Source organism: Candidatus Poriferisodalis sp. (assembly GCF_965214215.1).
GTDB lineage: Bacteria > Actinomycetota > Acidimicrobiia > Acidimicrobiales > Poriferisodalaceae > Poriferisodalis.
Genome location: NZ_CBDCBD010000003.1, coordinates 579267 through 601433, shown reverse-complemented (window position 1 = coordinate 601433; position 22167 = coordinate 579267). Strand labels below are relative to the sequence as shown.

The following is a 22167-nucleotide window of genomic DNA, read 5'->3' as shown; positions in this document are numbered from 1 at the left end:
GCTGCAACGGGCCACAGAGCTCGGTTGCGAACAGGAGGTGCGCCAATGGATGGATTGGTAGCGGCCGCATCGGGCGGCGATGTCGAATTCGCCCTCGACTGGTGCGATCCAAAGCCGGCAAGTTCGGAACCAGACGGCATTGCCGCAGCCGACTTGACGCGTGGTTGTCTCAGGGTGCGCCTGCGAGGCACACCGACGTGGAGTGGACAGACGGAATCGGACGGCTTCGAGTGGACGTGGATCGAGTTGCTGGAGTTTCTCAGCGACAACTGGATCTACCTGTCAGTCGAGGACGGAGCTCCACTCGGAGTGGCCCCCGGTACTGCATCGGCGATGCTCGCATCAGCCGAGAATGCAGCACAGCGTTTCAACCCGCTCGATGCCGACCTTGAGACTGAGCACCTTGAGGCGTTCAGACTGTCTCACGATCTTGCCGAAGCCGTAGAGGGTGCAGTGCTGCCCCCGCTTTGGGTCGTCCGAGACGGCAGATGGGGCGTGGTCGCGTCGACGCATAATGTCGTCGCGGCTCCATTCGATGAGATCTTGGGGGTCTTGGAGCAGGTTGGTGATCACATCGCGGACCGACTCGAGTCGGCATCCGACGAGCGGTCACGACGTGTCCTCGACGCATGGGCCCGCCGGGAGTCTCATGACAGGTCGCGCCTGATCGAAGTCATCACGGGATACCCGAGGGATTTGATAGCTGAATTGGAAGGGCTGATCGAAGGCGACGAGGCCGACATCAGCGAACTCCAAAACGACGAACTCTTGGCGGCAGCGAGGCTGGTTGGGCCGCAACCGCTTGCGACGCTTGAGCCGATCCTCGCGGCGATGCAGGACGTCGGCTATGCAAGCCGACGTGTGCTAGACCGATTCAGCAAGACCGCGTTGCAGGCTGTCTCTGCGGCGTCCGACAAGCCCCCTTGCGCTCAAGGCCACGCCATCGCTGTATGGCTGAGACAACGGCCGGGAATCGTGCGATCGAACGGGCGAGTTGACCCTGAGGAGATCCTCGTGCTGTTCGGCGTTCCGGTCATCGACGTCGAGTTCGGCCTCAAAGACATTGACGCGATCGGGTGCTGGGGGCCAAGGCGTGGGCCTGCCGTTCTGGTAAACGCGAGCGGCAAGTCTGCTGGGACCAGAAACCGAAGACGCTCCACTCTCGCCCACGAGATCTGTCATCTCCTCGTCGATAGATCTCGCTCGCTTCCTCTCGCGGAAGTGTTCGGAGGCAGAACACCCGAGCATGCAGAACGACGTGCTCGGGCCTTCGCAGCCGAGCTGCTGCTCCCAAGACACGTCGCCCGTGCCGAATTCGGCAAGTTCGTCGATGCAGATGCCGCCGTCAGGTCGCTCAGTTCAAGATTCCAGGTCAGCGCAGAGATCGTGGCGTGGCAGGTCAAGAATGCTGGAACGATGCTGACATCGCAGCAACGCCATCACTTGGCTCAACACGTCAGCACCCCGTCGACGTATGGCTGATTCAGACCTCGATCCTGAGCCATGAGCCCCGGACGAGTCTGGGGCTCCAACCCAAATGGGTGGGCCCTCACAGACGAGGGACATCAGCGAGCAAGCCTGAGGAGATCTCCATGAGCGTGGTCAGCGAGGCCACGATGGAGCCTGCGCTGGGTGCAGCATCGTCCACTGATGCGCTGACTGTGCGGATCGGTGCTGCGAGCGACACCAACCGGGACGGCGCGACCAACGCGGACGACCCGGTGCGGCCCGACACGGCGGCTGCCGGCACGGCGACTGCGGCGGAAATCCGGCCAATAGATCAGCAGCCTCCTAGCCAAGGTGACAGGGATCCTTGATTTAGGCCCGTGTGGGGGAGCGTCCGTGGCGAGATCCACATCGGTCGCGTGCTCGGTACCGCTGACGCTCAGCCGGGCGAACGTGGTCCCCTCGGCCAGACGGTGTCACCGCGAGGCGTTCTCTGCTCGATGGTGGCCTGAGCGGCCCGGTGACGGAACGGCTGCTGTGTCATGGGTTCGCGCGTTCGTTCGCGGTACCATTGACCTTGGATCGCCGTTGTGACGAAGGACCCACCGAGTCATGCGGTTGCGCCAGGTTGGGACATGTCGAACGAGACATCCACCCGTCGAGCCAAGAGCCGTGCTAATTCGAAGGCAATGTCCGGCAGATTTCTCGGCGTCCCGCGGCAGTTCGGATCGGGACCGTTCATGGGTCAACTGGACGCCTGCCTGCGTGTGTCGCGGCTAACTGGCTCCTTCAGCCCTACGGCATGCTGAGCGTGGTGTCCCAAGCCTCCAGCCCACGCCCGGACTACATACATCCACCGGTCACCGAAGTGGCGTTGGCTGTCCAGTTCGCTGAACCACTGCCGATCGGGGCTGGCAAGGTCGAGCACATGTCCGAGGTGTGGGAGGACATGGTGCCGGTCTCCTCGATACGTGAACCTCTGCCTCCACTGAACCCTTACGTTGGTTCGGAGGAAGACGCAGCGGCGTCCCCTCCGACGCAGAGGCTGTGGCTGACTGACGACACCGGGAATCGAGTAGTCCAATTCCAGTCCGATCGATTGACGGTGAATTGGCAGAAGAGCGACGAGCGCGACGAGTACCCACGATTTGAGGCGATTCGGGCGTTTTTCGTCACTGCCTGGCAGCGACTCGCGGATCGTCTGGAGGCAGACGGTCTCGAAGCCCCCGAGCCGAACGTTTGCGACGTGCTGTACATGAATCAACTCGGTGAAGCACAAGGTTGGTCTGGAAGCAGCGATACTGCTGCCCTGCTCGCCCCTTGGAACGGGTCGCACAGCGACGAATTCCTGCCCGAACCAGAGATGACCGGGATCTACCTCCACTATCATCTGCCGACCTTTGGTTGGCTCAACGTTGAGGCTTGGGAAGCCACCGATGACGACGAGAATGGGCTACTCGCCTTGTACCTGCAGAGCCGCGGTCATCTACCGATAGAGGACTGCAACCTGGATGGCGCTCTTGCGTTCATGGACGAGGCGCGGGAGTGGATCGTTCGTGGTTTCACGTCTGTGACAACAGAGCACGGACACCGGATATGGGGAAGGTTTCAGTGACCGCTACCACGCAGGAATACATGCACCAACCCGCCGCGAGAGTCTGCGGCAACTGCTCGACAGAAGCTTGGCGCGTCCGTTCGGACAGCGATACCGCGAGACGGATCGAGAGGCGCAGCCCCGCGTGGTTGCCCGCCGTCGAGGACCGACTGCGAGGATTCTTGGAGTTGCCGCAGAATTGGAACGGATACGGCGAGCAACGCATCAGTCGCCGCGCTGTCAACGAAGCACTCGGATTGCTGGAGTCGCTTGGTCCGCACATCGCCAAGCCCATCGCCTCGCCACTGCCCGATGGAGGTGTGCAGATGGAGTGGATTCGCGATCGCTTCGAACTCGAAGTTGAAGTCCGCGGCAGTATGCCTCTCGCTCTGTTCTTCGTCGATGCCGACGGCAACGAAACTGACCAAGACGACGCGTCTAGAGAGGAACTGCGCCTCCGCTTGGCGGCTATGGGATACCAACCCCGTTGAGTCGCTATGCCGATCTTGACGACGGCGAGGTCTTGTGGCGCAGAGTTCACGAAGACCACTACGAAGACGGGCGCGTCACCAGCGCGGCATTCAAGGGCTTCGACATGTCGGTTGATCGAGCCAAGCTTCAAGAGGACCGGGCAGCCACGTTGAAGCACGGAGTGGGCGTGGCTCAGTTCACGGCGGCTGAGGCACGCCGACACGATCAGCAGCCGGTGGCGGCACCCAATCCAGGAGAGCCAGCTCACGCTCTGGTCCGAGGGCACAAGTCCAAGGGCATAAGTCGCGCCTTTGCAAGACTTGCTCGATTCATCCCACGCGACGAGTTTGTGCCCTAGGAGACTGGTCGGAAAGTCGGTGGATTTCCGCGTTCGGTGTGAATCACTCCGGTTTCTTTTGTGGAGGCTGTGGGGGTCCCTGCACGGTCCGCCCTGTGTAGCGGCTCAGCCGCGCAGCCACTCCAGGGCCGGTGCTGTGCCGTTGGGCGCGTCGGTGCTGCGAGGCGGCACGTGGGCGTCGTCGCTGCTGGGCATGCCCGGCCAAGCCGCCGACACCGAGGTGGGTGGCAGCGCTGCCGCCGCTGGGGTCCCGGCCGGTTCTGAGGTTCAGCTGTTCCCCGCGGTCGAGCCGCTTCGGGCTGGCACCTCTGATGCCTACGGTGCGGGTGGATTCACTGCCACAGTCACCGTGAACGGCTCTGGCAACGACGACGACACCATCGCCTGGCAACCCGAAGCACTCATCAACGCCCGCTAGTGGTGACGACCAAGGTCGGGATCGGCCGATCAGAATTGGACCGTCCACCGCACGAAGCTTGTGAAAGGCTTCCTGCCCTGCGCACAGGCACTGTGGGCCTTCGGCCGGGTGTCGATCAGCGGGGTGCGAAAGATGTCGGTGGACCGCAAATGCGACATTGCCTGCTCAGCGGTCCTTCGACGGCGGTGGCACGAGATGCCCGAAGCACACAGGAGCGCCCCCTATGTTTCGGACCGTCAAGGGATGTGTTCGGAGGAGCCAACGGCGAGCGGGTTGGCCGCCGATCCGCCTCCAGGCTTGGAGTATCACCCGCAGCTCTTGACGGCCCGCGACGAGGCCGGTTTGCTGGCTCGGATCGACGGCGCCGATTCGCCGTGGCTCGACGACTTGTCGAGAAGGGTGCAGCACTTCGGTTTCAAGTACGACTATTCGAATCGCAGGCTCGATGAATCGGCGCGCATCGGGCCGTTGCCCGTCTGGCTGACTCAGCTTGCCCGCAGGGTTCGCATGGCTGCGTCGCAGGAAGCGAAGTGCGTGCTGGATGCGCAGCGACCTTTCGAGCAGGCGATCGTCAACGAGTACGAGCAAGGCCAAGGAATCGCGCCGCACGTCGATCGGGGTTGCTTCGGGCCGGTTGTTGCCACGGTGAGCTTGGGTTCGGCCATCAACATGGACTTTCGCTGCGACACGACCGGTGCGGGGTACGTGCAGCGGCTGGAGCCACGCAGCCTTCTGTTGTTGTTCGGCAACGCCCGCTCGATGTGGCGACACGGCATTGCCAAACGGCGTACGGACATCTGGGACAGTCAGAAGATCACCCGAGACCGGCGTGTGTCGGTGACGTTCCGGACAGTCACCATGCCTGACATCGAGGGGGGATGAGACGTAGCGACGCTCGGCATGGACGGGCGAAGCATCCCAGCGCCGGAACGGTGACTGCGCCCCAGATCGGATTCGACGGTGCAGCACGACGTCTGGCTTCGGACCCGTGCACCGCTGAGGCGCCGGGGCCGAACCGATCCGCGGTGCCCATCCTGCTCATGTCTGCCAGGGCCAGTGAGCCGATGAAGGAGCACCTGTCGTGGTCGCATCGCCGCCTGAAGCGCTTGGGGCGGGCACATCTGATGCATACGGCGCGGGCGGTTTCACAGCCACCATCCGGGCGACCAGGCGCGGACTACCAGGAACGCCCGCTGTTAAATCTGATTGCGTGGATCAAGCAAGCTGGCAGTACCGTGCCAGCACGGAGTCCCGGGGGGTCAGCATGAGCGATCTTGATTTCGAACTGGAGTCCCAACTTGAGCGTCACGAAGCCGGGGTCGCTGACCTGATGGCTGCATATGAAGCCGCAGAAGTCACCTACTTCGAGTCGGTGAACGCGTCTGCTCCGGTCGAGCATCCCTTGGTCGCCTCGAACTCGACCAACTGGGTCGTGAATGCCGACGTGGGGTGAGCAGCTCGGACCGATTGATCCGCAACTGCATTTGCTGACCCCTGAAGGGCCGCGATCGACGCCGGCGCAGGCGGCTTCGTGGGCGCCACCTCGCTCAACAACACCGGACCCGACGACGACACCGCCACCTGGCAAGCCGACGCCCACATCAACACCGCTCCGTGACATGGAGTGATTCGCCCTGGGACGTTCCTGTCAGGAACCTTGTGGATCGGCGTTTGAATGAGGGTCTGGCATCACGGAGGTCGATGAGGTTGCTCGGAAACCGCAAGCGACGTCGGAGACCGGCAACCCGCGCTGCTGTTGCTGAGGAAGCCCGCTCCTTCAGGGCCGTCTATTTCTTGTTGCCCCTCGAGGCGCCGCTGTCGGTACCGGACAAGTCGATCATCCGCGGCCAAGAGAAACCACCGCCCGAGCGGGATTTCGAAGACCTCTACCTGGGAGTCGAATGGGACGACCAGGAAGGGCTGGTGGGATGCCGTATCAGCTGCTGTTTCCATCAGATCACCAGTCCCGAGATTGACGCCGGGCAAGTTGCGGCGTTCGAGGCTGCGCGGATCGCATTCCCATCCCCTCCTAGTGACAGACCGCCGAGTGAGCCTGAGCCGAAATCCGCTGCCGTGACGGTCGCGGAAGCGGCTGTCCACTTAGCCGAGAACAGCGACGAGGCCGTTGACGGTGCTCTCGACGAGGCTGTCGAGTTCGTCGCCGATGTGCAGCGCGCCTATGGCGCGTTGTCCTCGGATCCGGTGCCGATCATGACTCGTGCCCGGCTTCCGCTCTTAGTCCCGCACCTGGTGCGCACAGGCATCCCTGGTGTGCATCCCAATGACTGGCCCGAAGAGCCCGAGCTGGGCGTCGTCATGCCTCGCGCGCCCGAGCGCCATGAGTACATGACGGCTCCGAGCGAGCAGAGCCCAGCCCGATGGACCCTCAAACAACTCAGCGACGTCATGACGCCGGTGCTGCAGGGACCGTTCCGCCACGCTCACGAGAGCTGGCGCAACGCAAGCGTCGCGCTGAACCAAGGCGACTACTCCGTCGCTGCAATCCTCACCGGCGTCACCTGCGAGCAGATCATCAGGGCGCTGCTGCTGTGCCTGCTGTGGGAAGAAGATGCCGACCCCGCAGAAGCCGCTGAGTCGCTCTATGAGCGCAACGGGAACACTCGCAACGCGAACGCCCTGCTCGCCAAAATTCTCGATCGGCTGCCCGACTCAGGCGAGACGGACGAATCGGCGCGCGAGCTGGCCTCGCGGGTTCTTGACTTGCGAAACAAGGTCCTGCACCGCGCCCACCGGCCGACTCAAGACGAGGCACGCGTGGCGGTCGATCGCTGCGCTCGATTCGCCGAATGGATGCGTCTCGCAGTTCTCGGCCGACTCGACCGCTACACCGTCACTGCTGCGATGATCGTCTCGAAGCGGGTCCTCGACGACGACACAGAGACCCGCCTGAACGAGGCACTCACCTCAAATCTGTGGCCCACGCGACCCAACGACAACGTGAGCCACTACCAGATCGAGATCGACCGGCACCTGCCCGCCAATGAATCCAAGCGCACAGGCAAGACAGAGCGCCTGCCCGACGGAGCCTGGGTGATGATGTCGTTGGCCTACCCCAATAGGGAGGTCCGCTGGGTCGGCGTCGACGAGGTGAATTGGCTCGCGTTCCTCGCACAACCGCCCCGGTCGCTGCCCGTACGTGCCCGACAAGTTCTGCAGGACAGCATCGACAACGCGCAGGTCGAAAGCGAAATGGACGGCGACAAGTCGACCATCGTCATCCGTTGGAACGACATCGCACCCGAACCCCATGCTGCCGAGCCGCTGCTGCACTCATGGTTCGAACTCGGTCCGCTGTTCAGATACGAGCGGTACGCACGCTGTCCCACGCCCTACATACCAGCTGGCTGACGAATCTCCCGCTGAAACGAACCGCGCCGCCACGCAGCGGCAGACCCGCGGTGCGATGCATGCGACTGTTCCCTCGACAACGACAGTGACACTCGGACGCTCCCTTGTCAAGCGGCGAGTGCGACGGCGCCGGTGCCGCACCAGCGGGCGAACTTGGCTTCGCGGTCGAAGCGGGTCGGGTCGCCGACCTCGCACAGCAGGGTCGCGGCGGCGATGGGGCCGATGCCTGGTTCGTCGCGCAAGGTGGTGCCGTGCTGGTCGAGCAGCTCGTCGATGAGCCGTTCGAGACGGCGGATCTCGCGGCGAGCTGTGCGGTCTTGGTCGATGAATGCCTGCAGCCAGGCGAGCCGATGGCGGCCGGCGGGGGTCGTGGCGGTGTCGGGGTCGATCGTTTCGAGGCGTAAGCGGCCGACTCTCGATCTTGCCGTTGGTGGTGAGCTGGTCGCGTATCTCGGTGGGGAGCTCGGGTGATCTGGTCGGCGACGTGGCGGGGGCATCAAAGTGCGAGCAGCCACAAGGGTTCTGCGGTGTTCGAGCACCGCCTCGATCTCTGCCACGGCAGGGTCGTAGGCCTCCAGAGCCTGGACCGGTCCCAGGGTCGGCTCGGCCAACAACGCCCGCGCAGAGGCGACCGCGTCGACGGCGTGGGTCTTTTCGAGCCGCCGGCTGCGGCGCTGCGCGGCGGCACGGGGGCGGCGTACAGATGTTTGTTTACGGATCCGTGATGCCGATGAGACACTTTCGCCGTGGCTGAGCAGCAGATGGATTTCAACGTGCAGGTGCCCTCGGAATGTCAGGCCGGTGTGTGGGCCAACTTCGCTGCGGTGTCGCACTCGCCGTACGAGTTCACGCTTGACTTCGTGCGGTTGAGCTTCAGCGGACCGCAAGCCGGGCACGGCGTCGTCGTGAGCAGAGTGAATATGTCGCCGTTGTTCGTGGACCAACTCATCGAAGCGTTGAAGGAGAATCAGGCGCGGTGGCTGCAACAGCAGGTCGAGCAGGTAGACAAGACGCCCAACGAAGAGGAATGAGCAAGCATGTCGCAACCGGTCCGTGTGCCACCCGGTCGAATCACGTACAGGGATCCGGCCAGCGATGAGCCGTTCCAATTTCCCGTGAAATTCGCGCCGCCGACGCGGCAATGCTCGCCGAAACCGTCAGGGCTGAACTACATCACCGCTGCGCCACGAGACGCCGCATACACCGAAATGAGACAGTTGGTCGATCAGCACATCGCCGAAGGAACCGACCCCGGCGTGTGGTCTGACTCGGAGATCGACACCTTCTTTGAGGATGCTTCCCGCCAGTCGTGAACGAGTCGTGGCAGTGGGCACCCAGCGACACAGCGCAGCTTCGAGACTCCATCGCGAGACATCGACGTGAAGCAGCGGACGCTCGTCGTGCTATGCACAGAGTGGCCGGGTGCCCGCGGCACGTTCTTCCAGGCGACCCCGTCGGGGCCACACCGTTCGACGAGAACCGTCGCTACATCGAGCTGGGCACCGCACGGATCGAATTCATCTTGAACCGTCAAAACGGTTGAGCGTATCTGTATGCCATCGGCCCTAGCCAAGGTGACAGGGGTCCTTGATTGGGGTCAGAGCGACTCGGTCCCTTGTTGTTGAATTTGGGTTGCAGGAATCAGTCTCCTTCCCGTTCTTGGTGGTGACGAAGCGTCCCTGCCGGTCGGGGACCCACCGGAGCATCACTTCGGCCAGGTGAATCGCTCCGGTTTTGATGGAGGCTGTGGGGGTCCCTGCACGGTCCGCCCTGCGTAGCGGCTCAGCCGCGCTGCCACTCCAGGATCGCTGCGGCGCCCGCGAACAGCACCACAACCTCCGCAGGCAGCGCAAGGGTGATCTTCCAAGCCCGCCGCCCGGCGTCCCTGCGGTCGGCCTCGCGCTCCGCGGCGAACAAGTTCGGATGCGCACGGTAAGCGGGGACGAACTCACGATCCGTCTCATGGCCCCGGCCGAGCCGCAGCCCGAACCTCACATCAAGATTGAACAGAATTGGCACCTGCCGACCACAGTCGGTCTCCCGTCCATGACCCAAGTCGGCTCTTCCCCCAAGACTTTTGTCGCCGCCTAACCGAATGTCCGGTGTTTTTCCCTGTCTCTGCCGAACGCGGCAGCGACGGGATGGCGGTAGTCAAAAGCACTGAAATTCACTTTGAAGCGTTGAATCAGGCATCTACCGTCGATAGCGCCCGCCCTCTCGACGAAGGTGTCCGCTGTGTCAGAGAATGACCGCTCTCGCCTCTACGCTTGGCTGTGTGAGCACGCCGACGAGCAGGTCGCGGAGTACATGATGTCGTGCCTGCCGGCCGCGCCGGTGTCGGACCTGGTCACCAAGCAGCACCTCGAGGCAGTGCTCTCGGCCGAGTTCTCGAAGCTCGCGCTGTCGATCGCCGCGCAGCGCGATGCCGACCGGACCGAACACGCCGCGCAGCGCGATGCCGACCGGACCGAACACGCCGCACAGCGCGAAGCCGACCGGACCGCGGACCGGGCCGAGTCTGCGCGTCAGTTCAGGTGGCTGATCGGCACCTTCATTGCACTGACGGGCGTGCTCGTCGGTGCAATGTACGGCGTCGTCGCCATCGCCTGAGATCTCTGAGTGTGTTGCGTCTGACTTCGCGCGACAGGTCTTGAGTTTCTTCAAGCAGCATCGGGCAGGGTTGGCGGTCTCAGTCCGGGAGGCCGCGGCTGATGAGTTCGCCGGACCGCAAACCGAAGAGGCTGCTCACAGCAGAGCAGAGGTACGACTTGTGGGTGAGGATGCTCGCCGGGCAGGTCACCCAGGCCCAAGCGGCCGCGGAGGCCTGCGTGGACCGGTCGGGTGCTGCTGGGCATCGGCGGCGGCCGTCTTGGCGACGGCACGCCGACCCGAGCACCGCCAACAAACCCGAGAACACCCCATGGCTTGCTTCACTAACCAGCCGAACTCCGCAGAAGACTCAGACACACCTCGCAACCGCCATCATGAGTGCGAAGCGCCGGAAAAACTCAGAACCTGTCGCGAGAAGTCAAACGGAACACAGGTGCGCTAGACGATGATGATCTCCGGTGTGCGCTAGACGATGACGACCACCGGTGTGCCGATCGGCGCCCAGTCGTAGAGCTGGACGGCTTTGGCGTCGTCTTGGCGGACGCACCCTGCTGAACGCGGCTGCCCTAGCTCGTCCACCGATTGGATGGGATGGATGCCGTAGGTGCGGGGGATGGAGTGGAAGCCCACATCGAGCAGCCCGGCCGTTCCCTTCACGAAGCGCACCATGTGTTCCATGGTGACCGGGGTCTTGGGCGACGAGCTCCAGCGAGACTTGGAGAACACCTCATAGCTGCCCGGCCTCGGGAAGGTGGCCCTTCCGCTGACTGGGTAGGTGTCGTACAGCGATCCGTCGGCCTCCACCAGCCAGACCCGCTGAGCGGTGCGGTCGTAGATGACGTGACGGGTGCCGCCCAGGCCGACATCGGGTGTGGAGGTGCCCGCGGTCCACAGCACCCGGCCGTCGCTGTAGCCGACGGTGACGGTGCCGTGGTCGTGAACGGTCAAGTAGGCACCCGCACGTTCGGTGGTGCGCGAGTGCCACAGCACCGGGGCCGGTGCCGCTCGCAGGTCATCGGCAGTGACCGGTTCGACGATCGTGGCCGTCGCGGCGGTGACCGAGGGCCTCGGCGAGGCGGCGGCTTGCAGCACCAGATCGCCGTCGTCGCGCATGACGAGCGCAGCATCCTCGGTGCCCGTGGTGCGGGTGTCCCACAGCGCCGTGGGCGCAGAGCCGTGCGTGAGGGTGATGTCGAACCACGCCGAGGCGGCAACCGGGCCGCCCGCGCCTGCTGTGCTGCCGCCCGCGATGTCGTACAGCACCAGATTGCCGTTGCGATGCAGCATCAGCCGGTAGCGGCCGCTGGCTGAGCTGATCGACTCTCCGGCCCGCAGCGTCTCCCCAGGCATCAGCGTGCTCTTGACGGTGTGCTCAGCCCCGGATTCCGCCGCCGGTGCCAGCACAGGTTCGACCACCGACGAGTAGGCAGCAGCGTGAGCGATGCCAGCGAGCGGCGAGACCGCCAGCGCAAGGGCCACCAGTCCGGCAAATCCCGCCACCGCAGCTCTCATCGGCGTGTTCGCCGCAGCGCGGCGCCTTCGGATTCGTCTGGGGATGCGCGACGATTGAATCTCTGGGCCCATCTGCTCCATTGATATCGCGCTGTCGGCACTGCGCGCCAGTGAATCGCCCCGGGTTTGGTGGAGGCTCTGGGGGTCCCTGACTTTGGTGGAGGCGGGTTACTGGATTCATGCTGCCGGTTTGTGTTGGTGTCGAGCTTCGAACTCGATGGGTGTGAGCATGCCAAGCGAGGTGTGCCGTCGCTGCCGGTTGTGCCAGATCTCGAGGTATTCGAAGATCGCGTTGGCCAGCTCGATGCGTGTGCGCCAGCGTTTGCGGTCCAGCAGCTCGACTTGCATCCGGGACCAGAACGACTCGACCATCGCATTGTCGAAGCAGTCCCCGACCGAGCCCATCGATGGCAGCAGCCCCGAGTCGACAGCGCGTTGGGTGAATGCCCAGGAGGTGAACTGGGTGCCTTGGTCGCTGTGGATCACGGTCTCGCCGGCTGTGGGGTTGCGGCCGTCGATCGCCATGCCCAAGGCGTTGGTGACCAGTGACGCTGCGGGCCGCGAGTCGATCGACCAGCCCACGACGCGGCGGCTGAAGGTGTCCAGCACCACGGCGCAGTAGACCTTGCCTTCGCGGGTCGGATGCTCGGTGATGTCGGTCACCCACAGCCGGTCGGGCTCGGCTCGGGCGAAGTCGCGGTCCACGAGATCGGATGCGGTCGCCACGTTGGGGACCTTGCGGAACTTTGGCCGCCCCGAGATGCCCCGCAGCCCTGATCGTCTCATCAACGTCTCGACGGTCTGACGGCCCACCGCGATGCCGCGGCCCAAGGTGAGCTCGGCATGCACCCGAACGGCGCCGTAGGTCTGCCGGGAGCCAGCGTGAACCACCGCGATGACGTCGCTCAGCCAAGCGTGGCGGACCGACCGCGCCGATGGCGGGCGACCCAGCCAGCCGTAATAGCCCGACACCGACACCCCCACCACGCCGCACGCCCGCTCGACGGGAAGTCCCTCCGCGGCCATCACTCTGATGGCCGCGAACCTGCTTTTGGGTCGGCGTCCCCCTTCAGCAGCTCGGTCGCGCGACGGTGGATCGCCAGTTCGGTCTCGAGCTCGCGGACCCGTTTGCGCAACGCCGCGAGCTCGGCGTGCTCCGCGGTCGTCATGCCCGTCTCGATCCCGGCGTCGATGCGAGCCTGGCGTCGCCACGTATAGATCGACTGGCCGCTGATCCCCAGCTCCGCAGCCACCGCAGCCACCGGCCGTCCCGCCTCGACCAAATCGATCACACGCCGCCGGAACTCCGGCGAATATCCCCTCCGTGCCATAAAACCTCCTCAAGGCCCATGACAGCAGAATCCAATAATCCGCCCGCGCGAAACACAGGGTGCACCATCGGGAGGGTGGCCGCTGCGCGGACTGTGTGAGTGTCGTGCGGTGTTGTCGTCGGGAGGGTGGCCGCTGCGCGGACTGTGTGAGTGTCGTGCGGTGTTGTCGTCGGGAAGGTGGTCGCTGCGCGGACTGTGTGAGTGTCGTGCGGTGTTGTCGTCGGGAAGGTGGTCGCTGCGCGGGCTGTGTGAGTGTTGTGTAGCGATCGATGGCTCGGCAGCCGTCATGGTGAGCGGGCCTAGCCTGCACATGCCACCGAGCGGCGTCGTGGTTCGCCTCGGGCCGAGGAGCTGGGTTACACCTATGAGCAGTGCCAAGTCGGATCAGTTGCTGGAGATCCTGCGAGACGGCGGCCTCACGACGCTGGCGGCGCCGGTTCAGCTCGCATCAGGGCAGTGGTCGCGGTATTTCATCGACGGCAAGGAAGCTCTCGCCGCGGGCACCGACCTTCGGCTTGCCGCTGAAGCGATCTCGCAGCGGGTGTCGGGCGCCGGGCTCAGCTTCGACGCAGTCGGCGGTCTGACGCTGGGGGCCGATGCGCTGTCGGCTGCGATCGCGCTGGTGAGCGAGACCAGCTGGTTCATCGTGCGCAAGGCACCTAAGGGGCGCGGCACCGACCGTCGCATCGAAGGGGCGCGCATCGGCAACGGCGATCGAGTGCTGCTGGTGGACGACGTGGTGACCACCGGCGGATCGATCCTGCAGTCGTTCGACGTGGTGCAGGCCACCGGTGCCGACGTGGTTGCCGCAGTCACCTTGGCCGACCGGGGAGACGACGCAGCCCGCGAGTTTGCTGCACGCTCGGTGCCGTACTTCCCGATGGCCACCTACCACGACCTCGGCATCCCCCGCGTGGGCGACGAGGATGCCAGCTGAGCGACGGCTCGCCGGTTTTCGTGGTGCCGCTGAGTTTCGGGAGCAGGTGCCGTTTTGGGATGGGTGTGGTGTGCAGCAGCTTGGAGTGCCCTGCGGGAGCGACGGCTCGCCGGTTTTCGTGGTGCGGCTGAGTTTCGGGCGCAGGTGCCGCATCGGGATGTGTTGGCGGCCGTTTACGGGGTCCTTCGGCGGTGTCATGAGTTCGGTAGTTGCGCCCATGCCGTCGCTGCGCAGATCCCGAGCGCGTCGCCCGGTCGACTTCGGCGGTGTCACGAGCCAGCGGGCGTGGTCGGAAGAGGGGTTCGGGATGACCCAGCAAGCCGTTGACCTGCGGGTTTGCAACCGGAAGCGGCGGTAGTCGTCTGCCTCGGCCAGGAGCGCCGCGCACCACTATGTTGCCGACAATGCGACGTTGGCTTGTCCTGGTGCTGTCTGTTGCGGTGGGACTCGGCAGCGTGCTGGTCCTGCCGGCCGCTGCCGGGGCCCAGAGCGCCGGCGGCGAGCCGACCACCGTTGAGGTCACCCGCTACGGGGGTTCTGACCGGTATGCGACATCGCTGTTGGTGGCCGAGGCGTTCGCAGCAGACGCCGGCGGTTCGCTAGGCCATGTCGTGATGGTGTCGGGCCGCAGCTGGCCCGACGCGGTCGTCGCAGCCCCGGTGGCGGGCGCGCTGGAGGCGCCGGTGCTGATGACCCCGCCCGGTGAGCTGCGCGACGACGCGGCGGCGTTCCTGCAGCGCACCGGTGTGACTGACGTGACGGTGGTGGGCAGCACCAGCGGTGCGAACGCGGTCGGCGACGCCGTAGTGGATGCGCTGGAAGGCCTGGGCATCGCGGTGGAGCGCGTCGGGCGAGCGAGCCGCTACGCCACCGGCGTGGTTGCCGCGCGGCGGGTCACCCAAGTGGGCGATATGCCTGGCTTCGGCTCGACGGCGATCATCGCCAACGGCGACGTGTTCGCCGATGCGCTGGTGGCCGGTCCCTTCGCAGCACGCGGGCCGCATCCGGTGCTGCTGACGCCGCGCGACCGGTTGCACCCGGGCGTGGCGGACTACCTGAGCGAAGCCGGGATCTCCCATGTGGTGCTGATGGGCGGCACCGCTGCGCTGAGCGAAGCAGTGGACTGGGCAGTCTCGAGTGCGGGCATCGCCGTCACCCGCCTCGCCGGCGCAACACGCTTCGATACCGCAGCGAAGGCGGCACAGTTGGTGGATGGCCGCTACGCCCAAGGGTCCCAGGAGTGCTTCACCAGCGAACGCATCGGACTGGCCCAGGCGCGCGTGCCGTTCGATTCGTTCAGCGCCGGCCCGCTGCTGGGCCGGCTCTGCGCCCCGCTGCTGCTCGCCAGCCCCGATGCCATCCCCACCGAAACAGGGGACTATCTCGACGCGGCACGCACCGCCACGGCCGCCGCAGGCGTCGCCACGACAGACCTGCGCGTGTTCGGCGGCGACGCAGCCGTGTCGGGGGCAGCCATTGACGCCTACCTCACCGGCGAGTCCGCTGTCGTACCCGATGCCGCGCCCGCTGGGCTGCCCGCAGGAACCTGCGGCGGGCAGATCGATGCGGCCCCAGTGCAGCTCTTTTCCGAGAACGACCCTCAGGATCCTGCATGGTCGCCCGACTGCAGCCAGATCGTGTACGGGGCGCGATCACGGCTGTGGGTCGTGAACCGCGACGGCAGCAATCCGACCGAGCTGACCCTTCGAGACGGTGGCTACGCCTTTGAGCCGTCGTGGTCACCCGACGGCTCGCAGGTGGCGTTTGCACGCCAGATCAACCGGCAGACCCATTGGGAGTCGCACGTCTGGGTGGTGAACGCCGACGGCACCGGCAAGCGGCAGCTCACCCGCGGCGATGTCTGGGATGCCATGCCGTCATGGTCGCCCGACGGAACCCGGCTCGCATTCAGCCGCACCAGCGGGAACGGCCGAGACGCCGACGGCGACCGCATCGACGACGACCGTTACATCACTGTCATGAACGCCGACGGAACGAATCACCAGTTCCTGACGGTCGGCGGCAGATGGGATACCGCGCCGTCATGGTCGCCCGACGGCGGCCAGATCGCTTACATCGCGCATGACTCAGTCAGGATTCTTGACCTTCGTCGGCTTCGCGAGCGAGCAGTCGCCTCCGACGCCTATTGGAACGGCGGCCTGACATGGTCGCCCGACGGAACGAAGATCGCCTTCACGCGCCGCGACAGCGACGACGGCGACGACACCAGCATCCGCGTCGTCGAGATCGACACGGCGAGCGAGGAGGTGCTCGCCGACACCGCAGGCCGACAGAGCAATCCACGGTGGTCGCCCGACGGGCAGCGGCTCCTCTACTACACAACCGCTGACGACGGCTCGCGCCAAGCGTGGGCCGCAGGCGCCTCGGGGCGACAGGTCGGCATCGTGCCCGGAGAGGCCGTGGTGCGCGGCACCGCGCCGCCCGCCGCCGGTTGCGGCGGTGCAGCGGGGGATGCCGTGAGGCCACTCGGCTCGCTGAGCGACGCCTCCGATCCCGCCTGGTCGCCGGACTGCACCCACGTCGTGTTCACGCACGACCGGTCGCTGTGGTTCATGCGAAACGACGGCACCGATCTGCGCCGTCTCACTCCCTACGACGGCGGCACGTCGAGCGCGGCGGCATGGTCGCCCGACGGCACCCGCATTGCGTACGCCCGGCTGCACTACGCAGACGATCGCTGGATGTCCCATATCTGGCTGATCAACGCTGACGGCACCGGTCGCACACAGTTCACCGACGGTGACGTCTGGGACGACGAGCCAGCGTGGTCCCCCGACGGCACTCGATTGGCGTTCAGCCGTCAGTGGGGCAGTACTCGAGATGCCCAGGGCAACCGCGCCGAGCGCGACCGCTTCATCACCGTGGCGGCGCTTGACGGCTCGGGCCGCCGGGCGCTCTCGGCGGGCGACGCGTGGGACAGCTCCCCGGTGTGGTCGCCCGACGGATCGCGGATCGCGTTCATTGCGAGCGACGGCAGGGTGCTGTCGGTGTCGCCCGACGGCAGCGGCCTGCGCCCGATCGCGGCCGGCGTCCATGACGACGGCGGGCTGGCGTGGTCGCCCGACGGCAGGCAGCTCGCGTTCGCCCGACCCGCCGCGCCCGGCGGCGACAGCGAGGCGGACACATCCGGGCCGCTCGTGGCTGTGGCCGTCGACGGCATCGCCGAGACTGTGCTGGCCAGCGAAGCCACCGGGGCCAGCCGACCCCGCTGGTCGCCCGACGGGCAGCGTGTGGCCTACGTAGGTGTCGGCGCCGACGACGAACCCGCCCTGTATGTCACCGGCGCACGCGGCACGCCGACCGTCTCGGCCGCCGCGCAGTGCCGGCCCTTCGGCACCTCCCACACGACCGCAGGCTTCCCACTGCCCGACGAGGTGCCGAGCACGGGCACGATTCGCATCGGCGTGTTGTTCATGGACTTCCCCGACGCCCAAGCGGCGCATTCCACACAGCGTGAAGCCGAATTTGGCCTGCAGTGGGCGCAGGATTTCCTGGAGGCCGCCAGCTACGGCAATCTCGACGTTGTCCTCGTGCCGTTGCATCGCTGGCTGCGTGCCGAACAGCCCTCGAAGGCCTATATCGGGCCGACGGCGACAGGACGCCTCGACCTCATCGGTCTCGCATCGGAGCACGCCGTTGAGCTGGCCGACCCCGAGTTCGATTTCTCCTCAGTCGAGCTGGTGTTGAACGTGTTCCCCAGCAGCCATTTCGCTGCTGGCAATGATGGAGGTTCGGCCGACGCCGACGGTGTGACCGTGTCGACGACGCGGGCAAATACGTTCCCGCGCGACGAGCCCGGAGAACTCCGGGATTGGGGGCACGCCGCCGCCCACGAGATTGCGCACAACCTCGGCCTGCTCGACATGTACGCCTACGACATGGAGCTGCACGCGCTCCCCGAACTCGACGGTGACGACGACGTGTGGGTGACGGTCAAAATGGGGCTGATGGGCCTGCGCGGCTACTTCATCGCTGACGCCGACGATCGTCGTCTCGCGCACGAATGGCACTATTCGAACGGATCCAGGAGCACGAGCTATGACACAGGCTTGCGACAGCGCGAGATGCTGGCGTGGAGCCGATGGCAGCTCGGCTGGCTGACCGAGGAGCAGGTGCGCTGCGTGACCGATGACGAAGCTGTGGTGCGGCTCGGATCGGTCGGCGACCCAGGCGATCACACAGCCATGGCAGCGATGCCCCTGAATCGTCATGAGATGATCGTCGTCGAAAGCCGGCGGCAGTCCGGCTACGACGCTCCCGAGGACTACGTGGCTTCCAGCGGTGCCACGACTGCATGGCCAGCGCTCATCGAACCGGGCGTGGTCGTGTACACGGTCGACTCGTTCCTCGAGTCTGGCCATCTGCCTGTCAAGCACGCCGGCGACAGCGGCAACGGCCAGATCGACGACTTCCCGGTGCTCCAACTAGGCGAATCGGTGACCGTCCGCGGCTACACCCTCACGGTCACCGCAGACGCCGGCGACACCCACACCGTCACCATCACCGCAACCGATTCCGCAACCGGCTCCTGACGCCGAATGCATCCTCCCGAGCCGGAACCCGATCTAAGTGGACGCTTCGATGACTGTCACACCCCGTTCCTACGGTTGGTCTCATGAGGAGCGGTAGTGATTCGGCCTCTGGTGGCGGGGCGGCAGGCGCATCGGCATCGGGTGGGGTGTGTGGATGCGGTGGACGTGGCCGCGCTGAAAGCACGGCACGGGTCCGTCGATGCGCGTACGCTGGCGCCGAGGCACGATGTGTGCATTGGCTAAGGCTGTGATCCCCAGCTCGGAACGCGTGTGCCGCGGGGCTGTCGCGGCGATCGGATGCCTGCTGGCCTCGGGCGTGCTCGCTGTGGTGCCATCGGTCGCGACACATCCGGCGGCAGCGCTGGGGGTCGGCGAATCAGCGGCGGGGGTCGGCGGATCGGCGGTGGGGGTCGGCGAATCGGTGCTGGTGGTGGCGTTGGGTTCGTCGTTGTCCGATGTCGGCACCGCTGCCTCGCTGGTCGCTGGCGCGCAGGGCGATGCCGTCGTGCTCACTGAAACCGCCGATGAGCTCGGCCCGGGTGCAGCGGCGATCGTCGCCGAGCAGCAGCCGGGCCGCATCGTGGTGGCAGGCGGGGCTGCGGCCGTGGGGCAAAGCGTTGTAGATGAGCTGCGCAGATTGTCACCGGGAGTCGAGATCGACCGTCTCGGGGGCAGCGACCGCATTCACACCGCTGCGTTGGCCGCCGCACGAGCGCTGAGCGGCTCAGGGTCGGTCACGGTGGTGCTCGCGAACGGCTGGTCGTTGCCCGATGTGGGCGCGGCGGCGTCCGCAGTGGCGTCGGGTGCTGCAGACGCAGTGCTGTATTCCAGCCGCACGACCTTGGGTGAGCCGACCCGCCAGGTGCTGGCCCGACATCGGCCGGTTCGCATACTGGTGGCAGGTGGTGCGGCAGCGGTGTCGGCCGATGTTGTGGCGAGCGCGGCCGCCGCTGGTGGGGGCGTTGGGGCGGAGCGGCTGGGCGGCATGACCCGGGTGGAGACGGCGGCGCGGGTGGCGCAGCGCGCCCTGGACGCCGGTGCGACAACGGCGGTGCTCGCGAACGGCTGGTCGTTGAGAGACGTCGGCATTGCGGCGAGCCTGGCAGCGGCGCTGCCGGGCAGTGTCGTGCTGTACACCGAATCGGACTCGCTTGGTGCTGCGACCAAGGCGGCGCTGTCGGGGCATTCGATTGATCACGTGTTCCTCGTCGGTGCCGTAGACACCGCGACGACGCAACTCCTGGCCGACATCGAGTCCAAGCTGGGCGTGACACAGATCACCGAAGCGACGCACGCGTCCCTGCACGCACTGGGAGCAGCTGCGCCGGCAAGCCAGTCGCGCTTCGTCGCGGTCAGCGCCGCTGCGGATTATGCATGCGGCATCGAGCCCGATGGCACAGCGGTGTGCTGGGGCGACGACGGTCGCGACGACGCAGCGGATCCTGCTGGGACCTTTTCCTCTCTCAGTCTCGGACAGAGCCGCTTCGCATTGGATTACTCCTGCGGATTGCGCTTGAACGGCACTGTCTCTTGTTGGCCGTCCGACCGCAGCGGCGGATCGGCCGCGCCGTCTGGCGTGTTTGACGCAGTCTCGGTCGGGAGCGCCAACTCGGTCATCCGGCGACCCGACGGCACGCTCGTGATCTGGCGCAGGAACGCGTGCGGCCTGCGATCCGACGGCACGGTCGAGTGCTGGGGCGACACAAACACCGGGGTCAACGATGTTCCCGACGGGTCCTACATTGAGATCACTGTCGGGCGGGCCTATGCGTGCGGCCTGCGATCCGACGGCCCTATCGAATGTTGGGGCCACGGCGTTGAGGCGATGCCGCCTGCGGGAACGTTTGTCTCGGTGACTGCAGCGCCCAGCGGCGCGCCGCTGCCACAGGACGATTCGGGCCTCGCACTGCTATGGCGAGAACGCCATAGCGACACGTGCGGCGTTCGTCCGAGCGGCACGGTGGAGTGCTGGGGCAGGCGGTACCAAGGCGACGACGCATTGGAGGTTCCGTCCGGAGCGTTCCGCTCGGTCTCTCCCAACGTGACTCATGCGTGCGGCATCAGGACGGACAGCTCGGTGGAGTGCTGGGGCGACAACTACGGCGGCCAGCTCGGCGCGCCGCACGGTGCTTATCGCGCTGTCAGCCTCGGCAGCGAGCACACCTGCGGTCTGCGGCTCGATGGCACCGTCGTGTGCTGGGGCGAGAACTCTCATGGGCAACTGGAGGTGCCCGAGCGCGACGGCGCGTCGAGCCTTGCGCCGCGGCTGTCATCGGACGCTGCGTCGGTTGTCGGCGTCGGCACTCCCTTCGAGGTGGATGTCCGGTTCCCCAGGGCGGTGAGCGGACTCGAGGTCGACGACTTCGACGTCGTCAATGGCGACGCGACAGCTCTGTCGGGATCCGGCGCGAGTTATCGAGTGACGGCGGTGGCGAGGTCGCCCGGAGCCGTGGTGGTCCGCGTGCCCGAGGGCGCGACCCATGACCGTCTCGGCTACGGCAACGAGAAGTCCCGACCCGTGGCAGTCACCGTCACTGACAGCGGCGCCGACGCAGTCTTGGGTATCGACACGTGGGACCGCGGTGCCGTGCTGGCGGCATATCAGGTCGAGTATGAGCGCGAGGAGCCCGAGTGGGGCTACACCGGCGACGTGGCAGGCTGCGTGGCGGGAACCACCAGCCAGGAATTCCGCGACAGCATCATCCAGCGAGCCAACTGGTACCGGCGCATGGCGGGACTGACCACTGTCACTGAGAACGCCAATTTCTCGCGAACGGCCCAGCACGCCGCGCTGATGATGTCCGCGGAGGGTTGGCTATCGCATTCGCCGGGCGACGAGTGGAAGTGCTACTCCGAGACAGGCGCGTTGGGGGCTCGTTCGAGCAACCTCTTTCTCGGCGGCCCCGGCGTTCTCGGCGGTTCCCACGGCCTTCGTGTCATCGACGGTTACATCCGGGATTCCGGTGCCAACAACGTGCGCGTGGGGCACCGCACCTGGATCCTGTTGCCGCAGCAGGCGACGATGGGCACCGGCGACGTCCCCCATGGGGGTGCCGCCCACCGGGCCGCCAATGCCCTCTATGTGCTCGGGCCTCGATCATCGACCCGTGAGGTTCGGCAGCCGCGGGCATTCGTCGCATGGCCCCCGCCCGGCTATGTCCCCTACACATCGGTATTCGGACGGTGGTCCTTCGGCCTGGCGGCGCTGGAATGGCAGTGCGGCCAGCCCGCACTGTGGCAGTGCCGCCCTGATGTCTCGGAGGCGACGGTTGTCATGGCCGATGAGTCCGGGCCCGTGGATATCGAGATCATCGCGAGGGCGGATCGCTTGACCGAAGCAACGATCGTGTGGGCCGTTGGGGGCGACACCGATTCCGCGGTTCATGCGAAGCCAGACGACGCAGAGCACTGTTACACCGTCACCATCAGCGGTATACGCGTCGAGGGCACCGTCGAGGACCCGTACGAATACATGACCTGCGTGTTCGACCCCGACGCCGCTGGATAAGCCAGATCCTGCGCAACGTGCGCCGCGTTCAAAATATGACGGCAGCCGCTCGACACTCCC

Annotated in this window: 17 protein-coding genes and 1 pseudogene; 14 read left to right on the top strand and 4 right to left on the bottom strand. The window is 66.0% G+C overall.

The genetic code is table 11. The annotated features are described in order from the left end of the window. The first annotated feature begins 45 nt into the window (after window positions 1-45). The 9 genes from ACOOF5_RS05170 (at window position 46) to ACOOF5_RS05130 (ending at window position 7656) form a co-directional block, all read left to right on the top strand. A complete protein-coding gene (locus tag ACOOF5_RS05170) occupies window positions 46-1482 on the top strand; it encodes an ImmA/IrrE family metallo-endopeptidase (RefSeq protein WP_420437292.1) in 1437 nt (478 codons plus the stop codon). A 110-nt stretch (window positions 1483-1592) separates the two neighbouring features. Continuing rightward, window positions 1593-1817 (top strand): hypothetical protein, encoded by a 225-nt coding sequence (locus tag ACOOF5_RS05165; protein WP_420437290.1) that lies wholly within the window; start codon window positions 1593-1595, stop codon window positions 1815-1817. 431 nt (window positions 1818-2248) lie between these two features. Beyond that, complete coding sequence (locus ACOOF5_RS05160; RefSeq protein ID WP_420437288.1) at window positions 2249-3061, top strand: TIGR04255 family protein; 813 nt, start codon at window positions 2249-2251, stop codon at window positions 3059-3061. A gap of 128 nt (window positions 3062-3189) precedes the next feature. Then, window positions 3190-3531 carry a hypothetical protein gene (locus tag ACOOF5_RS05155; RefSeq protein WP_420437286.1) on the top strand — a complete coding sequence of 114 codons (342 nt, stop codon included), beginning with the start codon at window positions 3190-3192 and terminating at the stop codon, window positions 3529-3531. Further along, complete coding sequence (locus ACOOF5_RS05150; RefSeq protein ID WP_420437284.1) at window positions 3528-3869, top strand: hypothetical protein; 342 nt, start codon at window positions 3528-3530, stop codon at window positions 3867-3869. The genes ACOOF5_RS05155 and ACOOF5_RS05150 overlap by 4 nt, the downstream gene beginning before the upstream one ends. A gap of 136 nt (window positions 3870-4005) precedes the next feature. Next, window positions 4006-4287, top strand: a complete 282-nt coding sequence (locus tag ACOOF5_RS05145; RefSeq protein WP_420437282.1) for a hypothetical protein — start codon at window positions 4006-4008, stop codon at window positions 4285-4287. 243 nt (window positions 4288-4530) lie between these two features. After that, the gene (locus tag ACOOF5_RS05140; RefSeq protein WP_420437280.1) at window positions 4531-5169 is read left to right on the top strand and encodes an alpha-ketoglutarate-dependent dioxygenase AlkB; all 639 of its coding nucleotides are present in this window, start codon (window positions 4531-4533) and stop codon (window positions 5167-5169) included. A 382-nt stretch (window positions 5170-5551) separates the two neighbouring features. Further along, complete coding sequence (locus ACOOF5_RS05135) at window positions 5552-5740, top strand: hypothetical protein (protein WP_420437278.1); 189 nt, start codon at window positions 5552-5554, stop codon at window positions 5738-5740. Window positions 5741-5988: 248 nt separating this feature from the next. After that, complete coding sequence (locus ACOOF5_RS05130) at window positions 5989-7656, top strand: hypothetical protein (protein ID WP_420437276.1); 1668 nt, start codon at window positions 5989-5991, stop codon at window positions 7654-7656. 107 nt (window positions 7657-7763) lie between these two features. Here the strand turns inward: ACOOF5_RS05130 and ACOOF5_RS05125 are convergent, their stop codons facing one another. Then, window positions 7764-8267: a transposase gene (locus tag ACOOF5_RS05125; protein ID WP_420437274.1), complete on the bottom strand. Its 504-nt coding sequence runs from the start codon at window positions 8265-8267 to the stop codon at window positions 7764-7766. Window positions 8268-8402: 135 nt separating this feature from the next. Here ACOOF5_RS05125 and ACOOF5_RS05120 point away from each other — a divergent pair, with 135 nt between their 5' ends. Further along, on the top strand, window positions 8403-8687 hold the full coding sequence (locus tag ACOOF5_RS05120; RefSeq protein ID WP_420437272.1) for a DUF3467 domain-containing protein: 285 nt from the start codon (window positions 8403-8405) through the stop codon (window positions 8685-8687). A 751-nt stretch (window positions 8688-9438) separates the two neighbouring features. Here the strand turns inward: ACOOF5_RS05120 and ACOOF5_RS05115 are convergent. Continuing rightward, a complete protein-coding gene (locus ACOOF5_RS05115) occupies window positions 9439-9675 on the bottom strand; it encodes a hypothetical protein (RefSeq protein ID WP_420437270.1) in 237 nt (78 codons plus the stop codon). Between the two features lie 216 nt (window positions 9676-9891). Between ACOOF5_RS05115 and ACOOF5_RS05110 the strand changes: the two genes are divergently transcribed. Further along, window positions 9892-10266, top strand: coding sequence for a hypothetical protein (locus ACOOF5_RS05110; RefSeq protein ID WP_420437268.1), 375 nt, complete (start codon window positions 9892-9894; stop codon window positions 10264-10266). Between the two features lie 465 nt (window positions 10267-10731). On the opposite strand, the gene ACOOF5_RS05105 is transcribed toward ACOOF5_RS05110, so the two are convergent. Continuing rightward, window positions 10732-11766, bottom strand: a complete 1035-nt coding sequence (locus tag ACOOF5_RS05105; protein WP_420437266.1) for a L,D-transpeptidase — start codon at window positions 11764-11766, stop codon at window positions 10732-10734. Window positions 11767-11955: 189 nt separating this feature from the next. After that, window positions 11956-13109: pseudogene (locus tag ACOOF5_RS05100) on the bottom strand (IS3 family transposase). A 364-nt stretch (window positions 13110-13473) separates the two neighbouring features. Here ACOOF5_RS05100 and ACOOF5_RS05095 point away from each other — a divergent pair. From ACOOF5_RS05095 to ACOOF5_RS05085, 3 genes are all read left to right on the top strand, one after another. Beyond that, window positions 13474-14046 carry an orotate phosphoribosyltransferase gene (locus ACOOF5_RS05095; RefSeq protein WP_420437264.1) on the top strand — a complete coding sequence of 191 codons (573 nt, stop codon included), beginning with the start codon at window positions 13474-13476 and terminating at the stop codon, window positions 14044-14046. Between the two features lie 404 nt (window positions 14047-14450). Then, window positions 14451-18599 carry a cell wall-binding repeat-containing protein gene (locus tag ACOOF5_RS05090; RefSeq protein WP_420437262.1) on the top strand — a complete coding sequence of 1383 codons (4149 nt, stop codon included), beginning with the start codon at window positions 14451-14453 and terminating at the stop codon, window positions 18597-18599. Window positions 18600-18846: 247 nt separating this feature from the next. Further along, window positions 18847-22107, top strand: coding sequence for a cell wall-binding repeat-containing protein (locus ACOOF5_RS05085; RefSeq protein WP_420437260.1), 3261 nt, complete (start codon window positions 18847-18849; stop codon window positions 22105-22107). Window positions 22108-22167: the final 60 nt, after the last annotated feature.

Bases quoted from the DNA above. Each gene is read 5' to 3' on its own strand.
- ACOOF5_RS05170 (WP_420437292.1), top strand. From the start codon at position 46: ATGGATGGATTGGTAGCGGCCGCATCGGGCGGCGATGTCGAATTCGCC.
- ACOOF5_RS05090 (WP_420437262.1), top strand. From the start codon at position 14,451: ATGCGACGTTGGCTTGTCCTGGTGCTGTCTGTTGCGGTGGGACTCGGC.
- ACOOF5_RS05140 (WP_420437280.1), top strand. From the start codon at position 4,531: ATGTGTTCGGAGGAGCCAACGGCGAGCGGGTTGGCCGCCGATCCGCCT.
- ACOOF5_RS05160 (WP_420437288.1), top strand. From the start codon at position 2,249: ATGCTGAGCGTGGTGTCCCAAGCCTCCAGCCCACGCCCGGACTACATA.
- ACOOF5_RS05135 (WP_420437278.1), top strand. From the start codon at position 5,552: ATGAGCGATCTTGATTTCGAACTGGAGTCCCAACTTGAGCGTCACGAA.
- ACOOF5_RS05130 (WP_420437276.1), top strand. From the start codon at position 5,989: ATGAGGTTGCTCGGAAACCGCAAGCGACGTCGGAGACCGGCAACCCGC.
- ACOOF5_RS05165 (WP_420437290.1), top strand. From the start codon at position 1,593: ATGAGCGTGGTCAGCGAGGCCACGATGGAGCCTGCGCTGGGTGCAGCA.
- ACOOF5_RS05095 (WP_420437264.1), top strand. From the start codon at position 13,474: ATGAGCAGTGCCAAGTCGGATCAGTTGCTGGAGATCCTGCGAGACGGC.